Here is a 16,067-nt window from a genome sequence, read left to right as displayed (position 1 = left end):
CGGTGCTCCCGGTGGGGGGCTCGACCATGCTGCGACGATGCTGGCCGGGCCCGCCGTCGTGCAGCCGCCCCGGCCGCCGGGTCCGCCCGGTCCGCCGACGCCGCCGCCCGGTGTGCCCGGTGCTCCTGGCGCGCCCGGTGCCCCCGGCGCGCCCGGGGGCGGGGCGCATCATGCCGCGACCATGCTGGCGGCGCCCGGCATGGTGCCGCCGCCCGCGCCGCCGGCGGCTCCCGGTGCGCCGGGCGCTCCTGGTGCTCCTGGTGCGCCCGGTGGGCCCGGTGCTCCCGGTGGGGGGCTCGACCATGCTGCGACGATGCTGGCCGGGCCCGCCGTCGTGCAGCCGCCCGGCCCGCCGCCCGGTGCGCCGCGCGGTCCGGCTCCGCAGCAGCCCCCGGCCCCGTCCGGCGCGCCCACCGTCGGCCCCGGCTACCAGGCCGTGCTGCGCTACCGCGCGCCCGACGGCTCCGAGCAGCAGATCATCCGCCGCTCGGCGCCCGGCACCCCGCACCCCGAGTGGCAGATCCTCTACGAGCTCCGCGCGCTGAACGTGCCGCCCCAGCAGGTGCTGGAGCTGCACACCGAGCTGGCCTCCTGCGAGCTGCCCGGCGGCTACTGCGCCCGGATGATCCGGGAGACCTGGCCGCAGGTGCGGATCACCAGCGTGGCCCCGTACGGGACCGACCACGCGGGACGTCAGCAGGGCATGCGGCACCTGCTCACCCATCAGGGTGAGCTGCACCAGGTGGCCGACGGGCCGGCGCGTCCCGCTCCGGTGCGGGCGCCGCTGCCGCAGGTCCCGCTGCAGCCGGCCATCCCGATGGACGCCATCGCGCAGGAACTGGCCGGTGCCTTCGGGCCGCAGGGCGTGTTCCGCTTCGACCAGCGGGCGGTGTCCCGTCAGGGCGTGCCGGAGATCGTGGCGCAGACCCTGATGTGGGCCGGTCTGCCCGTCGACTTCGGGCCGTTCTTCTGGGCGCAGGCCGTGCCGGGCCAGCCGGTGCCGACGCTGGCCGAGCTGGCGGCGCAGAGGCAGGTCCAGCCGGCGTCCGACGCGGGTTCGTACCTGGTGGTCGGCAGCGACTTCGGCAAGGCGCTCTGCGTGCAGTACGGGACCGCGCACATAGTGGCGGTCCCGGTGGAGGCCGGACCGGGCGGGGCGCCCGTACCGCCGCAGTTCGTGAATTCGAGCCTGCCGCAGTTCGCGCGTTCGCTGGCGATGCTGGGTCACATGTGGCGCCTGAGGCAGCATCTGACGCCGGAACAGGCGGGTCGCTGGACCGTCGATTTCCAGGCGAATCTGGCGGGTCTCGACAGTGCGGCGCTGGCCTCTCCGGAGAGCTGGTGGTCGGTGCTGCTGGAGCAGATGTGGGACGGGCTCCTCTGATCGGGTGATCGGATGTATGGCCGGGCCGGGCCCCCTGACGGGGGTCGCGGCCCGGCCATTCCGGCTTCTGACACCAAATGACGCATCCTTGTCAGCAATCCCCGCGAGAGAGGCGCTTCCAGGATGAGTGCACCCATGTCACCTCACGGACCCCAGGGTTTCTCGACCGTGCGAGGTCGCGGCTACCGGACCGACGAGGTCGACCGGTACCTGGCCAGGCTGTCCGGGAGCCGGGACGAGGCGTGGGAACGGGTGGCGCGGCTGACCGTCCTGGCCAAGCGGATGGAGGCGGAGGCGGAGCGGCTGGGCGTCGTCGTCGCCTCGCTGGCCCCGCAGACGTACGACGAGCTGAGCGAGCGCGCCCGGCGGATCCTGTCGCTCGCCCAGGAGGAGGCGGAGGTCCTGCGGAGCGACGCGCGGGCCGACGCGGTGGAGGCGAAGGGCGCGGCCGAGGCGCACGCCGACCGGGTGGCGGAACTGGCGCGGCACGACGCGGAGGCCGTGCGCGAGCAGACCGAGGTCCGGGCGCGGCAGGGGCTGGCGAGGGCCCAGCGGGAGGCCGACGCGATGCGGGCGGAGGCGCGGGAGGACGCGGCGGGCTGGCGGGCGGAGGCGGTGGCCGCGCTCGGGGAGATGCGGCGGCGTACGGAGGCGCTGCTCGCGGAGCGGGAGCAGGAGCACGCGGAGCGGTGGGACGCGGCCGGGCGGGAGCTGGCTGCGCGCCAGGCGGAGCTGGAGGCTCGCTACGCGGAGCAGGAGCGGCAGGCGGAGGCGCGGCTGGCGGATGCGCGGCGGGGGTTCGCGGAGGCGGAGGAGACGGCGCGGCACGGGCAGGAGGACGCGGAGGCGCGGGCCGCGGAGCTGATCGCCGAGGCGCGGGTGCGGGAGGAGCGGGTGGGGCGGGAGACGGAGCGGGTCCTGCGGGAGCACGCGGAGGCGCAGGAGGAGATGCGGGCCCACATGAACCACGTGCGCTCCAGCCTGGCGGCGCTCACGGGGCGGGCGCCGGCGGAGGGGTAGGGGGTTGCCGGTGCCCTGGCCGGGCGGTTGTCCGGGGTGGGTGCGGGTGCGGGTGCGGGTGCGGGGTCGGGGGTGGCCGTTGCCCTGGCCGGGGGCTGCGGGGTGGCCGGGGTCGGGGCCGGGGCGGGGTGGCGTCCGGGACTGCATGATTTATGGCGCCCTGTCCGCAGCTGCGTTGGTGCCAGGTACCTCGCGCCGACACATCACGTTTTACGTCCCGGCCGACACCCCACCCCGTCCCCGCCCCCGGCCGGGTGGGATCCCCCGTGAAGCCCGGCCCCCGTGGCCGTCGGCGTCAGAGGTGCTTCGTCAGGAACGTGGCGATCAGGGGCGCGATCGTCGGGAGGTGGGTTTCCAGGGCGAAGTGGCCCGCGCCTTCGAGGACGTGGATCTCGGCGTCCGGTACGTCGCGGCGGTACGCCTCCGCTCCGGCGGGGGTGAAGAAGGGGTCGCCCGCGCCCCAGACGACCAGCAGCGGCGGGCGGGTCGTGCGCAGCCAGGTCTGCCAGTCGGGGTAGTGCGCGAAGTTGCCGGAGTAGTCGAAGGCCAGGTCGGCCTGGGCGTCGGCGCGGCCCGGCAGGCCGAGGTAGTGGAGGTCCAGGGTCCAGTTGTCCGGGGAGAGGAGGGAGGGGTCCGCGACCCCGGTCTCGTACTGGAAGCGGGTGCCCTCCTCGGTGAAGAGGCGGCGGACGCGCTCCTCGTTGCCGGGGACGTCGCGGCTGAGCCCGGCGAATCCGCGGGCCGCGTCCGAGAGTCCCTCGTCGTACGCGTTGCCGTTCTGGACGATCAGGCCCGTGACCCGTTCCGGCCGACGGGCGGCCAGGCGCAGGCCCACGGGTGCGCCGAAGTCGAAGACGTAGAGCGCGTAGCGGTCCAGGCCGAGGGCGTCGGTGAAGCCCTCCACGATCTCCGCGAGCCGGTCGAAGGTGTACATGAACCCTTCCGGCGCCTCGGTCCGGCCGAAGCCCGGGTAGTCGGGGGCGATCAGCCGGTACGGCGTGTCGCCGAGCGCGTCCATCAGGCGTGCGAACTGGTGGGAGGCGGTGGGGAAGCCGTGCAGGAGCAGCAGGACGGGGGCGTCCGCGGGGCCGCTCTCGCGGTAGGCGACGGACACGCCGTCGACGTCGACGGTGCGGTGGATCGGCATCACATGCCTCCTCGTGGCTTGGTGGCATTAGTCTTGCGGAGGCTTGGCTAATGGGTCAAGAGGGATTGGTAGAGTTAGTTCATGGTTTCGTTTCCGCTTGTGGGTGAGCCCCTCGCCCTCGACCTGCTGAACGCGGGGGAACTGCTCGACGCCCCTGGGGGCCTCGCGGCCTGGATCGGGGAGCAGGCCGGGCGGCTGGAGCCGGTCGGCGACGTGGGGGAGGCCGAGGTGTCCGCCGTGCGGGCCGTCCGGGAGGCGGCCGGGCCGGTGCTGGACGCCGTCCGGCGGGGCGGGCCGCCGCCGGACGGGGCGCTGCGCGCGCTGAACGGCTTCCTGGCCGCGGCCCCCTCGCACACCGAGCTGGCCTGGACGGACGGGGCCGGGCTGACGGCCGCCCCGCGCCGGACGGCCGGCCCGGCGCGGCGGCTGGCCGCGGAGCTGGCGCAGGCGGTGGCGGAGCTGGCGACGGACCCGCGGGTGACGTCGGTCCGCCGGTGCGAGGCGGAGGGCTGCGTGCTGCTGTTCCTCCCCGCGCACCCGCGGCGCCGCTGGTGCGTGGCGTCGGTCTGCGGCAACCGGGCGCGGGTGGYCCGCTACTACGCCCGTCACAAGGAGGCCGGGGCGTGAGCGACGAGTGGGAGGCGCTCGACGAGAGCCGGCGGGCTTTCATGATCAACGCGTTCGAGACCGACATCCTGCCCGGGGTCTGGGGTGACCTGGCGGAGGAGGACAAGGAGCTGCCGGTCTCCGCGCTGGCCGCGATGCTGCTCGACCTCGTCGACCGGGGCTGGGTGGAGGTGCGCCGGGTCGCGCCGTGGACCGCGCCCGACGGCAGACCCGGCTACCGGCCGGGCGAGCGGGTCCCGCGTGCGGAGCTGCCCGCGGTGCTGGCGGACCCCGACGAGTGGGAGTACCCGGCGGACGGGGCGGAGTGGATCGGGGCGCTGACCCTGACGGAGACCCCGCAGGGGTGGCGCGTCAACCGCATCGGGCCGGAGGGGGCGGGCTATCCGGCCGGTTCGTAGCGGTACGGGTCGCTGCGCAGCCCGCGGGAGGTGACCACCACCGTGAACGGGGGCCGCGCCGTGGCCGGGAGCGGGGCCGTCAGGGCGCCCGTCGCGGGGTCCGGGGTGGTCGGGAGCGCGGTGTCGTCCACCGTGAGGCGGGGTTCGGTGAAGCCGCCGCCCTCCACCGTGAGCAGGCCGTCGGCGGCCTCGACGTGGGTGATGACCGGGTTGGCGCGGGTGGCCATCTTGTTCACCAGGTAGGCCCCCGCCGGAGCGCCGGTCAGGGCCCAGATCTCGGACGGCAGCCGCGGGAGTCCCGCGCGCACGTCGGAGAGGAAGAACAGGACGACGTAGAGCATCGTGACGGCGCTCAGGGCCACGTACTGGAGGTCCACGAGGTCGGTGCGGCCGCTGTCGTTCGCGATCAGTTCGCGCAGCGGGCGCCGGCCGGTGGCGGTGGGCCTGGGGGCCGGCTTGGCCAGGGTGCCGCTCTCCACCCGTATCCCGACGACCGTCTTCGCCGCGATCAGGGCCACGTAGGGGCCTCCGAGCAGCGGCAGGTAGACGGAGGTCAGGGAGGACAGGGGGCCGTCCGGGCCGCGGAAGTACGCGATGCCGCCGCCCGCCGTCAGCCCGTACCCGAGGATCGTGAGCAGCAGCCAGACCAGGATCACGGTCCAGGCCAGCGCGAGGGCGGTGGAGGTGGAGAGCCGGCCGTCGCGGCCGGTCACCGTGCCGGGACGGTGGTACAGGCGCAGGCCGACGGGGCCGGCCAGCGCGGCCAGTAACGCCAGCGCGCAGAGTGCGGATGCCATGTCGTCCCCCCGGGTGCGGTCCTGGGGAAGAGGGTCGCCCAATGGGTCCGGGCATGACAAGTCTGCCGGGGTGGTGGCTACTCCTGTTCCGGCAGCACCGGGAACCGTCGTGGCGCCACGAGCAGCAGCACCAGCAGGGCGGCCGCGGCCGCGGCCGTCGCGCCCAGGAAGATGTGGTCCACGGCCGCCGCCACCGCCGAGCGCAGGTGGTCCGAGGCGGCCGGGGTCAGGGAGCCCGGCTCGGCCAGCGCCCGCGACACGTCGTCGAGCCGCTGCGGGGACCCCGCGGCCGGGGAGTCGGCCAGCCGGGCGGCGACGGTCGCGTTGGCCACCGCCCCCAGCAGCGCGGCACCCACGCTCTGCCCGACGGTGCGGCAGAAGAGCACGGAGGCCGTCGTGGTGCCCCGCTCGGCCCAGCCCACCGTGGACTGCACCCCGACGATCAGCGGCAGCTGGAACAGCCCGAGGGCGGCGCCCAGCAGCAGCATGACGAGCGCGGGCTGCCACGGCCGGGCGGGATGCGGGAGCAGGGTGAAGGCGAACAGGACGACCGTCGCGAGGGACATGCCGAGGACGGCGGTGTCGCGGAAGCCGATGCGCCGGTAGACGTGCTGGCACAGGGCGGCCGACAGGGGCCAGCTCAGGGTCATCAGGGCCATCACGAAGCCGGCCCCCACCGGCCCGAGGCCGAGCACGGACTGCGCGTAGGTCGGCATGAACACCATCGGGGCGACCATCAGCAGCCCCAGGGCGCCGAGCGCCAGGTTGACGGCGGCGATGGTGCGCCGGCGCCACACCCAGCCCGGCAGGATCGGCAGGGCCGCCCGCCGCTCGATCCGGACCACCACGGCCGCCAGGACCGCGCTCGCGCCGAGCAGCCCCAGCGAGGGCGCCGACAGCCAGGGCCAGGCGACCCCGCCCTGGACCAGCGCGAAGAGCAGCAGCCCGCCGCAGGCGAAGACGCCGAGGGCCCCGGCCCAGTCGACCGGGCCCCGGCGGCCGGGGGAGCGTACGGGCTCCACGAGGTGGCGGGCGGTCAGCCACAGGGCCAGCCCGGCGAGCGGCACGTTGATCAGGAAGGTCCAGCGCCAGCCCGCGTAGGCGGCGAGCAGACCGCCGAGGGCCGGGCCGATCAGGGAGGAACTCGCCCACACGGTGGTCATCCGGGCCTGTATGCGCGGGCGGTCGCGGAGCGGGTAGAGGTCGGCGGCCAGGGTCTGCACGGTGCTCTGCAGGGCTCCGCCGCCCAGCCCCTGGACGATCCGGAAGGCGATCAGCGCGGCCATGTTCCAGGCGGACGCGCACAGTACGGAGCCGAGGAGGAAGAGGGCCGTGCCGAAGAGGAGGACGGGCTTGCGGCCGAGGGTGTCGCTCAGCCTGCCGTAGACGGGGAGGGTGACGGTGACCGCGAGGAGGTAGCCGGAGAAGAGCCAGGTGAAGACCGAGAAGCCGCCGAGGTCCCCGACGATCTGGGGGACGGCGGTGGAGACGATCGTGCTGTCGAGGGCGACCAGGGCCATGTTCAGCATCAGCGCGACCACGACGGCGGTGGGCGGGCGTCTTCGCACGCCGCCCGCCGCGGGAGCGGCCGTCGTATTGGCCGGAACTTTGCCTGCCGGCGGATCCCCGGCCGCTGCCGGCGTCCCCCGCCCGGGGGCGTCCGCCCCGCCCGTCCCCGACCCCACCCTGTCCCCCTCGTCCGCGGACGAACACCATCTCACCGGGGGTGCGGCAGGCGGTATCCCCTACCCCGGATCGCCCGAAGGGTGGACATCCCCTAGGGGTGACTCCCCACAAGGGCGCAGGGGACTTTCGTCCCGGCGGATGAGGCCGAAGGTCCTCCGGCGTCCTTAACTGGTTCCTACGGACGGGGACGTGGGGGTGGGGTTAACCCCCCGGTGGATACGGCGAAGGGCACCAGGGCGCCGGACACCCCCCGCACCGCAGACTTCACGGCGGCGACGTATTCACGCACGCAGACGGACCACAACGGGGGAGAACACCGTGACAACGGCGATGACCGAAACCAGGCACGGAGGGACCGGCGGGCAGAGCCCCGTCGCGGCCCGGGCGCGCGAGGTCGTCAAGGCCTACGGCTCCGGCGAGACCCGCGTCGTCGCCCTGAACGCCGTCGACGTGGACGTCCACCGCGGCCAGTTCACCGCGATCATGGGCCCCTCGGGCTCGGGCAAGTCCACGCTGATGCACTGCCTGGCCGGGCTGGACACGGTCACGAGCGGACGGATCGAGCTCGACGGCACCGAGATCACCGGCCTGAAGGACAAGAAGCTCACCCAGCTCYGCCGCGACAAGATCGGGTTCATCTTCCAGGCCTTCAACCTGCTCCCGACGCTGAACGCCCTGGAGAACATCACCCTCCCCATGGACATCGCGGGCCGCAAGCCCGAGCCGCAGTGGCTGGAGCGGGTCGTCGAGACCGTCGGACTCGCCGGCCGCCTCAAGCACCGCCCGACCGAGCTCTCCGGCGGCCAGCAGCAGCGCGTGGCGGTCGCCCGCGCCCTGGCCGCCCGTCCCGCGATCATCTTCGGCGACGAGCCCACCGGAAACCTGGACTCCAGGGCCGGCGCCGAGGTCCTCGGCTTCCTGCGCCGGTCGGTGGACGAGCTGGGCCAGACCATCGTGATGGTCACCCACGACCCCGTCGCCGCCTCCTACGCGGACCGCGTCATCTTCCTGGCGGACGGCAGCATCGTCGACGAGATGTACGCCCCCACCGCCGAGCAGGTCCTCGACCGCATGAAGGACTTCGACGCGCGCGGGCGGACCTCGTGACCGTCATGAAGACCGCGCGCCGCAACTTCTTCGCGCACAAGGGGCGGATGGCGCTCTCCGCCATCGCCGTACTGCTCTCCGTCGCCTTCGTCTGCGGCACGCTGGTGTTCACGGACACCATGAACACCACCTTCGACAAGCTGTTCGCGGTCACCAGTTCCAACGTCACCGTCAGCCCCAAGCCGCCGGCCGAGGGCGAGGGCGAGGAGAACCAGAACCGCGGCAAGCCGCGGGTGCTGCCCGCCTCGGCCCTGGAGAGCGTCCGTACGGCCGCGGGCGTCAAGTCCGCGGAGGGCGGCGTCCTCTCGACCGCCGTCACGGTCGTCAACTCCAAGAACGAGAACATGGGGTCGAGCACCGGCGCCCCGACCATCGCGGGCAACTGGACCGAGAACGAACTCAAGTCCATGAAGATCACCTCCGGCCGGGCCCCGCGCGGCCCCACCGAGATGATGATCGACGCCGACACCGCCGAGAAGCACCACCTGGCACTCGGGGACGAGCTGCGCACCATCGCCGTCACCGGTGACATCCGTACGAAGATCAGCGGCATCGCCTCCTTCACCGTCACCAACCCGGGCGCCGCCATCGTCTACTTCGACACCGCCACCGCGCAGGAAAAGCTCCTCGGCGCGCCCGGCGTGTTCACGCACGTCAACGTCACCGCCAAGGACGGCGTCAGCGACGAGCAGCTCAAGAAGGACGTGGCGGCCGCGGTCGGCGCGGACACGTACAAGCTGCAGACCGCCAAGGAGGCCGCGGCCGACAACAAGAAGGACATGGGCTTCCTCGACGTCATGAAGTACGTGATGCTCGGCTTCGCCGGCATCGCCTTCCTCGTCGGCATCTTCCTGATCTTCAACACCTTCTCGATGCTGGTCGCCCAGCGGACCCGCGAGATCGGCCTGATGCGTGCCATCGGCTCCGACCGCGGCCAGATCAACCGGTCCGTCCTCGTCGAGGCCTTCCTGCTCGGTGTGGTCGGCTCCCTCGCCGGAGTCGCGGCGGGCGTGGGCCTGGCCGTCGGCCTGATGAAGCTCATGGGCCAGATGGGCATGCACCTGTCCACCGACGACCTGACCGTCAAGTGGACGACCCCGGTCGTCGGCCTGCTCCTCGGCATCATCGTCACCGTGGTCGCCGCCTACATCCCGGCCCGCCGGGCCGGCAAGGTCTCCCCGATGGCCGCCCTGCGCGACGCCGGCACCCCCGGCGACCGCAAGGCCGGTACCGTCCGCGCGGTCCTCGGACTGGTCCTCACCGGGATCGGCGGCGCGGCCCTGTTCCTCGCCGGAGCCGCCGAGAAGGCCTCGGCCGGATCGCTGTGGCTGGCCCTGGGCGTGCTCTTCACCCTCATCGGTTTCATCGTGATCGGCCCGCTGCTGGCGGGCGTGGTGGTCCGGGTGCTCGCCGCCCCCGTGCTGCGGCCCTTCGGCTCCGTCGGCCGGCTCGCCGAACGCAACGCGCTGCGCAACCCGCGCCGTACGGGCGCCACGGCCGCCGCGCTGATGATCGGACTGGCGCTGGTCGCCTGCCTGTCGGTGGTCGGCTCCTCGATGGTGGCCTCGGCCACCGACGAGCTCGACCGGACGGTGGGCGCGGACTACATCGTCAGCTCCCAGACCGGACAGCCGGTCATGCCGCAGGCCGAGGAGGCCATGCGCGCCGCCAAGGGCCTGGACCACGTCACCGCCTACCGCGAGGTGGACGCCAAGGTCACCGCGCCCGACGGCAGCAGCCTGCAGACCGGCCTGAGCGTCACCGACCCGACGTACGCCCAGGACGTGCGCCGCAAGATGACCGCCGGAGCGCACAAGGACGCGTACGCGCCCGGCTCCATGTCGGTCGGCTCGATCTACGCCGACCAGCACCACGTCAAGGTCGGCGACGAGATGACGGTCGCCTTCACCGGGGGCAGGACGGCCAGGCTGAAGGTCGCCGCGATCACCTCGGACGAGGGCAACCTCGACAAGGGCGTGAAGTACATCAGCACCGCGACCGCCGAGGCCAACCTCCCGGCCGACCAGCTGGCCCGCCCCTTCATGCTGCTGGCCAAGGCCAAGCCGGGACAGGCCGACGACGCCTACCCGGCCCTCAAGGCTGCCATGGCCGGGTATCCGCAGTACAAGGTGCTCAACCAGACCGACTACAAGCAGAACCTCAAGGACCAGGTCGGGCAGCTGCTCAACATGGTCTACGGCCTCCTCGCGCTCGCGATCATCGTCGCGGTGCTGGGCGTCGTGAACACCCTGGCCCTCTCGGTGGTGGAGCGGACCCGCGAGATCGGCCTGATGCGCGCCATCGGCCTCTCCCGCCGCCAGCTGCGCCGGATGATCCGTCTGGAGTCGGTGGTCATCGCCCTCTTCGGCGCCCTGCTGGGCCTCGGTCTCGGCATGGGCTGGGGCGCCACCGCGCAGCAGCTCCTCGCCCTCCAGGGCCTGAAGGTGCTGGAGATCCCGTGGCCGACGATCATCGGGGTCTTCGCCGGCTCGGCCCTGGTGGGCCTGTTCGCCGCACTGGTCCCGGCCTTCCGGGCGGGGCGGATGAACGTACTGAACGCGATCGCGAGCGAGTAGTCGGCGCGGACCGGTCGTACGGGGGAAACACGGGGGAGGGAACGGGGGAACCACGGGGGAAACGCGCCGGCCCCGGCACGTCCGAGAGGACGGGCCGGGGCCGGCGCCGCCCGTTTCCGGCTCAGGCCACCCGCTGGAGCAGGACGACCCCGCCCGCCTCGCCCACCAGGACGAACCGCGACCCCGGATGCAGCCGGGCGGCGTAGTCGACCGGGTTCTGCCCGGCCCAGCCGGTGGAGTTGTCGAGGGTCAGGTAGGCGGGGAGCACGCCCCGGGTGTTGCCGATCCAGAAGACCCGGCAGCGCGAGGTCAGCCGGGTCAGCACACCGATGTCGGCCTCCACCCCCACCCCGTCCGGGATCCGCGCGAGCAGCTTCTCCACGGCGGCCACCCGGGCGGGCTTGCGGTAGGTCTCCCGCTCCCCGAGCCGGGCCAGCGGCAGGCTGGTCGCGCTCAGCGCGAGGGCCGCGGCGAGCACGGCGGCGGGCAGCTGGTGGGCGTAGGAGCGCAGCCACGGCCGCCGGTCGCGCCGTACGGTGTCGAGCGCGTCGACCAGGGCGAGGAAGACGACCGGCATCAGGACGGCGCTGTAGTGGAAGTCGGTGGACCAGAAGTACGGGTCGCTCGACAGGAACCGCCAGCCGAGGGTGGGCGCGGCCACCAGCAGCAGCGGGGAGCGCAGCGCCAGCAGACCGGTGGTGGGCGCCAGCAGCCAGGCGAGGGTGGCGAGCTTCGTGCCGTACCCGTGGAAGGGGCCGCCGCCCTTGCCCATCTTCTCCCAGTAGGTGTAGCCGTCCAGGGCGAAGCCGGGTATCACCACGGTGAAGAGCAGTACGGCGGTCACCACCCCGGCCAGCGCGGCGGCGAGCGCGAGCCGGGCGGCCCGCCGGTCCGTGCTCCGGGCCCGCCGGGCGATCACCAGGGCCAGCACCGCCACGGTGGCCCCGAGGTCCTCCTTGACCAGCAGCAGCGGCAGCGCCCAGAGGAGCGCGGCCCGCCACCGGCGCGCGAGCAGCGCCTCCAGCGAGAAGGCCAGCAGCGGCACCGCGAAGCAGATCTCGTGGAAGTCGAAGTCGACGGCCCGCTGGATCCCCCAGGACAGTCCGTACGCCGCTCCGACCGCGAGCCCGCGGCCCTGCCCCAGGAGGCGGACCGCGGCCCGGGTGACGGGCAGCGCGGACAGCGCGAGCAGCGCCGCCTGCACCACCAGCAGCGTGACCGGGCCCGGGAAGACCCGGTAGAGCGGGGCGATCAGGGCGATGACGGGACTGAAGTGGTCGCCGAGGACGAGGGCCCCGGGGCCCTTCAGGTCCACCACCGGGGCCTGGAGGTGGGCGTAGGCCCTGACCGCCTGCTCGAAGATCCCCAGGTCCCAGGAGGACTCCTCCATCCGCCGGTGGCGGCAGACGGAGAGCGTCGCGTACGCCAGGAACAGCACGCCGACGAGGGCGTACGGGGCCCGTCGCACGGCCGCGGCCGCCAGGCGGGCCCGCCCGGCGGCGGGCGGGCGGGCGTACGTCGGCGGGGAGGGCGCGGCGGGTCCGCCCGCGGGCTCCTCGGCGGTCTGGGGGCTCCCGGACGTGGACATAAGGACAGATTGTCATCCCGGAGTGGAGCGGGACGCTCCGGCCCCTCACCCGTGCGGAGGCCTCAATCCCCCGCGCGGGCGTCACACCCGCGTCGTAGGGTGGGAACCCCCGGCCCGTTCACGTGTCGGGTCCTTCGCGTTGCCCCTCCACGCCCCTCCCCAGGATGGAAATCCGCCTTCATGAGCCTGCACGGACTGCTCGATGCCGTCACCCGGGACCCCGCCCTCGCCGAGGCGGTCACGGCGGCCGGGGACGGCAACCGCATGCACGTGGACCTCGTCGGTCCGGCCGCCGCGCGGCCCTTCGCGATCGCCGCGCTGGCCGCCCGTACGGAGCGGACCGTCCTCGCGGTCACCGCCACCGGGCGCGAGGCCGAGGACCTGGCCGCCGCGCTGCGCTCGCTGCTGCCGGCCGACGGGGTGGTGGACTACCCCTCCTGGGAGACGCTGCCGCACGAGCGCCTCAGCCCGCGCAGCGACACCGTCGGCCGCCGCATCGCGGTGCTGCGCCGCCTCGCGCACCCGAGCAAGGACGACCCGGCCGCCGGGCCCGTCTCGGTGGTCGTGGCCCCCATCCGTTCCGTGCTCCAGCCGCAGGTCAAGGGGCTCGGGGACCTGGTGCCCGTCAGTCTGCGCCAGGGGCAGAGCACCGACCTCGGCGAGGTCACCGGGGCGCTGGCCGCGGCCGCGTACGCGCGCGTCGAGCTGGTCGAGAAGCGCGGCGAGTTCGCCGTGCGCGGCGGCATCCTCGACGTGTTCCCGCCCACCGAGGAGCATCCGCTGCGCGTGGAGTTCTGGGGCGACGAGGTCGAGGAGATCCGCTACTTCAAGGTCGCCGACCAGCGTTCCCTGGAGATCGCCGAGCACGGCCTGTGGGCCCCGCCCTGCCGGGAGCTGCTGCTCACCGACGAGGTGCGCGAACGGGCGGCGGCCCTGGCCGAGGCCCACCCGGAGCTGGGCGAACTTCTGCACAAGATCGCCGAGGGGATCGCGGTCGAGGGCATGGAGTCCCTCGCGCCGGTCCTCGTCGACGACATGGAACTGCTGATCGACGTACTGCCCGCCGGGTCCATGGCCGTGGTGTGCGACCCGGAGCGGGTGCGGACCCGGGCCGCCGACCTGGTGGCGACCTCGCAGGAGTTCCTGATGGCCTCCTGGGCGGCCACCGCCGGCGGCGGCGAGGCCCCCATCGACGTCGGCGCGGCCTCGCTGCGCGGCATCGCCGACGTCCGCGACCACGCCCGCGAGCTCGGCATGATGTGGTGGTCGGTCTCCCCCTTCGCCGCCGAGGACGCGGACCTGGCCGGCGGGGACACCCTGCGGCTGGGCATGCGCGCCCCCGAGGCCTACCGCGGCGACACCGCCCGGGCGCTCGCCGACACCAAGGGCTGGATCGCCGACGGCTGGCACACCGTCTACCTCACCGAGGGCCACGGCCCGGCGGCCCGCACCGTGGAGGTCCTGGGCGGCGAGGGCATCGCGGCCCGGCTGGAGGCAGACCTGCCGGCCCTGGAGCCGGGCGTCGTGCACGTGTCCTGCGGCTCCCTCGACAACGGCTTCGTCGACCCGGCCCTGCGGCTGGCCGTGCTGACCGAGACCGACCTGACCGGGCAGCGCACCGCCACCAAGGACCTCGGCCGGATGCCGACCCGGCGCCGCAAGTCCGTGGACCCCCTCACCCTGGAGGTCGGCGACTACATCGTCCACGAGCAGCACGGCGTCGGCCGCTACATCGAGATGGTCCAGCGCACGGTGCAGGGCGCCACCCGCGAGTACCTCCTCGTCGAGTACGCGCCCGCCAAGCGGGGCCAGCCCGGCGACCGCCTCTACATCCCCACCGACCAGCTGGAGCAGGTCACCAAGTACGTCGGCGGCGAGGCCCCGACCCTCCACCGGCTCGGCGGCGCCGACTGGACCAAGACCAAGGCGCGCGCGAAGAAGGCGGTCAAGGAGATCGCCGCCGACCTCATCAAGCTCTACAGCGCCCGCATGGCGGCCCCCGGCCACACCTTCGGCCCGGACACCCCCTGGCAGCGCGAGCTGGAGGACGCCTTCCCGTACGCGGAGACCCCCGACCAGCTCACCACCATCGCCGAGGTCAAGGAGGACATGGAGAAGTCCGTCCCCATGGACCGGCTGATCTGCGGCGACGTCGGCTACGGCAAGACGGAGATCGCCGTCCGCGCGGCCTTCAAGGCGGTGCAGGACGGCAAGCAGGTCGCCGTCCTCGTGCCCACCACCCTGCTGGTGCAGCAGCACTTCGGGACGTTCTCCGAGCGGTACGCGCAGTTCCCGGTGAACGTGAAGGCGCTGTCGCGCTTCCAGAGCGACACCGAGTCCAAGGCCACCCTGGAGGGGCTGAAGGAGGGGTCGGTCGACATCGTCATCGGCACCCACCGGCTGTTCTCGCAGGAGACGAAGTTCAAGGACCTCGGCCTGGTCATCGTCGACGAGGAGCAGCGGTTCGGCGTCGAGCACAAGGAGCAGCTGAAGAAGCTGCGCGCCAACGTGGACGTGCTGACCATGTCCGCGACCCCGATCCCGCGCACCCTGGAGATGGCGGTGACCGGCATCCGCGAGATGTCGACGATCACCACCCCGCCCGAGGAGCGCCACCCGGTCCTGACCTTCGTCGGCCCGTACGAGGAGAAGCAGATCGGCGCGGCCGTCCGCCGCGAACTGCTGCGCGAGGGGCAGTGCTTCTACATCCACAACCGGGTCGAGTCCATCGACCGGGCCGCCGCCAGGCTCCGCGAGATCGTGCCCGAGGCACGCATCGCGACCGCGCACGGGCAGATGTCGGAACAGGCCCTGGAGCAGGTGGTCGTCGACTTCTGGGAGAAGAAGTTCGACGTGCTCGTCTCGACGACGATCGTCGAGTCCGGCATCGACATCTCCAACGCCAACACCCTGATCGTGGAGCGCGGCGACAACTTCGGCCTCTCCCAGCTGCACCAGCTGCGCGGCCGCGTCGGACGCGGGCGCGAGCGCGGGTACGCGTACTTCCTGTACCCGCCGGAGAAGCCGCTGACCGAGACCGCGCACGAGCGGCTCGCGACGATCGCCCAGCACACCGAGATGGGCGCCGGCATGTACGTGGCGATGAAGGACCTGGAGATCCGCGGCGCGGGCAACCTGCTCGGCGGCGAGCAGTCCGGACACATCGCGGGCGTCGGCTTCGACCTGTACATCCGGATGGTCGGCGAGGCCGTGGCCGACTACCGGGCCGCGATCGAGGGCGGGGCGGAGGAGGAGCCGCCGCTGGAGGTCAAGATCGAGCTGCCGGTCGACGCGCACGTCCCGCACGACTACGCGCCCGGGGAGCGGCTGCGCCTGCAGGCGTACCGGTCCATCGCGTCGGCGAACTCGGAGGCCGACGTCAAGGCGGTGCGCGAGGAGCTCACCGACCGCTACGGCAAGCTGCCCGAGCCGGTGGAGAACCTGCTGCTGGTGGCGGGACTGCGGATGCTCGCGCGGGCCTGCGGGGTCGGCGACATCACCCTCCAGGGGCCCAACATCCGCTTCGGGCCGGTGGAGTTGCGCGAGTCCCAGGAGCTGCGGCTGAAGCGGCTCTACCCGGGGACGGTGCTCAAGCCCGCGACCTCGCAGGTACTGGTGCCGCGTCCGAAGACGGCCCGGGTCGGCGGGAAGCCCCTGGTCGGGCGGGAACTCCTGGCCTGGACGGGGGAGTTCCTCACCACCATCCTCGGCTCGTAGCCGGCCCGGCTGCCTATCAT

The 16,067-nt window shown here is 73.4% G+C and carries 11 protein-coding genes; 7 read left to right on the top strand and 4 right to left on the bottom strand.

Going from position 1 to position 16,067, the window contains the following annotated elements; translation table 11 throughout:
• A partial coding sequence (locus tag AB4039_RS19765; protein ID WP_442271358.1) for an SUKH-4 family immunity protein occupies positions 1–1,384 on the top strand: 1,384 nt, incomplete at its 5' end.
• A 135-nt stretch (positions 1,385–1,519) separates the two neighbouring features.
• Positions 1,520–2,404, top strand: a complete 885-nt coding sequence (locus AB4039_RS19760) for a DivIVA domain-containing protein (protein ID WP_442271357.1) — start codon at positions 1,520–1,522, stop codon at positions 2,402–2,404.
• A gap of 295 nt (positions 2,405–2,699) precedes the next feature.
• Here AB4039_RS19760 and AB4039_RS19755 read toward each other — a convergent pair whose 3' ends face one another.
• Positions 2,700–3,551, bottom strand: a complete 852-nt coding sequence (locus tag AB4039_RS19755; RefSeq protein WP_442271356.1) for an alpha/beta fold hydrolase — start codon at positions 3,549–3,551, stop codon at positions 2,700–2,702.
• 81 nt (positions 3,552–3,632) lie between these two features.
• Here AB4039_RS19755 and AB4039_RS19750 point away from each other — a divergent pair, with 81 nt between their 5' ends.
• Positions 3,633–4,178 carry a CGNR zinc finger domain-containing protein gene (locus AB4039_RS19750; protein WP_442271355.1) on the top strand — a complete coding sequence of 182 codons (546 nt, stop codon included), beginning with the start codon at positions 3,633–3,635 and terminating at the stop codon, positions 4,176–4,178.
• Positions 4,175–4,576, top strand: a complete 402-nt coding sequence (locus AB4039_RS19745) for a hypothetical protein (RefSeq protein ID WP_266839487.1) — start codon at positions 4,175–4,177, stop codon at positions 4,574–4,576. The genes AB4039_RS19750 and AB4039_RS19745 overlap by 4 nt, the downstream gene beginning before the upstream one ends.
• Here the strand turns inward: AB4039_RS19745 and AB4039_RS19740 are convergent.
• Both AB4039_RS19740 and AB4039_RS19735 read right to left on the bottom strand, forming a co-directional pair.
• Entirely contained in the window at positions 4,558–5,373 is an 816-nt protein-coding gene (locus AB4039_RS19740; protein WP_442271354.1) for a hypothetical protein, read from the bottom strand. The two genes, AB4039_RS19745 and AB4039_RS19740, sit on opposite strands and share 19 nt — an antisense overlap.
• Positions 5,374–5,450: 77 nt before the next feature.
• The gene (locus AB4039_RS19735; RefSeq protein ID WP_442271353.1) at positions 5,451–7,094 is read right to left on the bottom strand and encodes an MDR family MFS transporter; all 1,644 of its coding nucleotides are present in this window, start codon (positions 7,092–7,094) and stop codon (positions 5,451–5,453) included.
• Between the two features lie 295 nt (positions 7,095–7,389).
• Between AB4039_RS19735 and AB4039_RS19730 the strand changes: the two genes are divergently transcribed.
• Together AB4039_RS19730 and AB4039_RS19725 are read left to right on the top strand one after the other, a co-directional pair.
• Complete coding sequence (locus tag AB4039_RS19730) at positions 7,390–8,166, top strand: ABC transporter ATP-binding protein (protein ID WP_442271359.1); 777 nt, start codon at positions 7,390–7,392, stop codon at positions 8,164–8,166.
• Positions 8,163–10,742: an FtsX-like permease family protein gene (locus AB4039_RS19725; protein ID WP_266839484.1), complete on the top strand. Its 2,580-nt coding sequence runs from the start codon at positions 8,163–8,165 to the stop codon at positions 10,740–10,742. The genes AB4039_RS19730 and AB4039_RS19725 overlap by 4 nt, the downstream gene beginning before the upstream one ends.
• Before the next feature lie 121 nt (positions 10,743–10,863).
• On the opposite strand, the gene AB4039_RS19720 is transcribed toward AB4039_RS19725, so the two are convergent.
• A complete protein-coding gene (locus AB4039_RS19720; RefSeq protein ID WP_442271352.1) occupies positions 10,864–12,330 on the bottom strand; it encodes a DUF2079 domain-containing protein in 1,467 nt (488 codons plus the stop codon).
• A 180-nt stretch (positions 12,331–12,510) separates the two neighbouring features.
• On the opposite strand from AB4039_RS19720, the gene mfd reads away from it, so the two are divergent.
• Positions 12,511–16,047, top strand: a complete 3,537-nt coding sequence (gene mfd, locus AB4039_RS19715) for a transcription-repair coupling factor (protein WP_266839481.1) — start codon at positions 12,511–12,513, stop codon at positions 16,045–16,047.
• Positions 16,048–16,067: the final 20 nt, after the last annotated feature.

It is taken from the genome of Streptomyces sp. M-16, from assembly GCF_052114405.1.
In the GTDB taxonomy this organism is placed as follows: Bacteria; Actinomycetota; Actinomycetes; order Streptomycetales; family Streptomycetaceae; genus Streptomyces.
This window is presented reverse-complemented; position numbering and strand designations above follow the sequence as displayed.

Excerpts from the sequence above, each read along its gene's own strand:
- AB4039_RS19760 (WP_442271357.1), top strand. The coding sequence starts at position 1,520 with ATGTCACCTCACGGACCCCAGGGTTTCTCGACCGTGCGAGGTCGCGGC.
- AB4039_RS19755 (WP_442271356.1), bottom strand. The coding sequence starts at position 3,551 with ATGCCGATCCACCGCACCGTCGACGTCGACGGCGTGTCCGTCGCCTAC.
- mfd (WP_266839481.1), top strand. The coding sequence starts at position 12,511 with ATGAGCCTGCACGGACTGCTCGATGCCGTCACCCGGGACCCCGCCCTC.
- AB4039_RS19720 (WP_442271352.1), bottom strand. The coding sequence starts at position 12,330 with ATGTCCACGTCCGGGAGCCCCCAGACCGCCGAGGAGCCCGCGGGCGGA.
- AB4039_RS19740 (WP_442271354.1), bottom strand. The coding sequence starts at position 5,373 with ATGGCATCCGCACTCTGCGCGCTGGCGTTACTGGCCGCGCTGGCCGGC.